The sequence below is a fragment of the Kocuria sp. CPCC 205297 genome (assembly GCF_040981035.1).
GTDB classification, from domain to species: Bacteria; Actinomycetota; Actinomycetes; order Actinomycetales; family Micrococcaceae; genus Kocuria; species Kocuria marina.
Genome location: NZ_JAVKPY010000030.1, coordinates 1 through 1,794 on the forward strand (window position 1 = coordinate 1; position 1,794 = coordinate 1,794).

General features: G+C 58.0%; 1 protein-coding gene. It reads right to left on the reverse strand.

The features are described from left to right. Positions 1-866: 866 nt before the first annotated feature. A partial coding sequence (locus RF650_RS13485; RefSeq protein WP_368815171.1) for a hypothetical protein occupies positions 867-1,794 on the reverse strand: 928 nt, incomplete at its 5' end.

Consider the following 1,794-nt stretch of genomic DNA (forward strand, 5'->3'; position numbering starts at 1 on the left):
TGACGGCACGGTCTCGACCACCAGGGTGAACGAGGAGCGGTGCCGCTCGATCGTGAGCACGTGGACATCGGACAGGTCGAAGAGCGCGCACGCCGGCGCGCACATAGCATGGGACACATCGAGGCCTTCGAGGACGGTTGGATTCAGCACCCCCATCCTGGAGGCCTCGACCCCTACCCGACCCCCGTGACACGCACCCCGCTTGGGCCCTTACCCACACTCATTTGGGAAGGGCCCCTATTCCCTCTCTGAATGGGGACTCACCAGGGTCGCGTCCAGGTCGATGATCGGCGGGTCGGCCTCCGTGGGCCGGGCAGCAGGATTACGCTCCCCGTGGCCTCCCCCACCCGAAACCGCAACGCTCGGGCAAGGGGCGAGAAGCCCTGGTTGAAGACTTCCAGGTGGGCCATTACGTGCACGGAGAACCGGGAGACGGTGGCGTTGAAGGCGACCGGCTCGAACGGGTCTGGCTGGCATCGGAGGATACTTAGGTCCGAGACGTGGGCCCCCGCCGGGGGCTAGCATCACCGCCAGGGACCCCAGCAGCTGGCCAAGCCGGTGACAGGCCGCGGGGGGCACAAGCTGCCCAAGCCGGTCCTTGCACAGCTACCCGCAGCCGACCGCGCCGATCAACAAGTTCAGGATCCTGGTTCCGATGTGGGATATCAGCGAGTGGCCGGTGAAGGCAGCCAGGAGCTATGGAAAGTCCATGGTAGCGTCAGTCGTCAAAAAGGTGCTTCTTTATAACTGGGGAGAGCCGGCTCAGACACTTCTATTTTTCTTGGTAGGAGCTCCATTTCGTCTGTTAAACACACCTCTGAACCCCACCACGATCAAGACCCCGGGTTAGTCAACTTGGGTGGGAGTCAATCCCGGGAGAAAACATCAGCTTTTTTTCGAATCAGGTCCCGCAACAATGCTCGTGCCGCAAGCACGTCGCGCAATGGTGTTCGATAAGTCAATACATCTGAGGTGAGACTCGACATGGAACTGCTACTATCAACCACCCCCCAAATATCTACTCCCGACCCTCGGTAGTCACTCAACTTAGATGGGAGGTAAGGATTTCGAATGTACCCATTGGACTGGACGTCAGGTACAACTAGAACATCGAAGGAATCAAGTGCCGAAAGAAAATCTAGATATTTCAGGTACGGGCGGACCCGTAATTGATTGCCGAGCCGATAGGGTGACAGCGCAGTGCGCACTTCAGACGGTTTATCTGTATGGATTGTGATTTTCACTCGATCGCGCTGGTCGCGGGGTAAGGATGCCATAGCAGCTACGACTTCGCCGACCCCACGGTTGGCGTAAAAAACCCCAAAATACCCCAGCTGAAGGACCAACCTATCCTCATCGGCAATCTTGGGCGTCGCGCGGCTCGCATACCATTCCCTCGAAAGAGTCGGGTGTGGGCTCACTATAGATCGGTTGCGGATGTCCTTCACCACAGCACTTGGGAAATCTATGAGGGACCCCAGCATCGCTTCTCGCTGATTTTCATTGGTGAAAACAATATTATTGGCGAGACCATACGGTAAGAATTCGCACCAGGAAGTAATCTCCCTATTCAATACTAGCGCCCGCCGAACACCCGGCGGACACGCATTGAGAAGCTCATCAGCTAAGCCGTCGACAGGAACAGGACCGCTGGGACGAGGGAAACCATCGACGGCGTGCCTCACTGGGTCGGAAAATTCAGCGGTCCATGACAGTCCATTACGGGCTCTTCGCAGTTGAGGGGGTGGGTGGTTGAGCGCGTTGATGCCGGGGTAGGGGTCGAGGTCTCCCGAT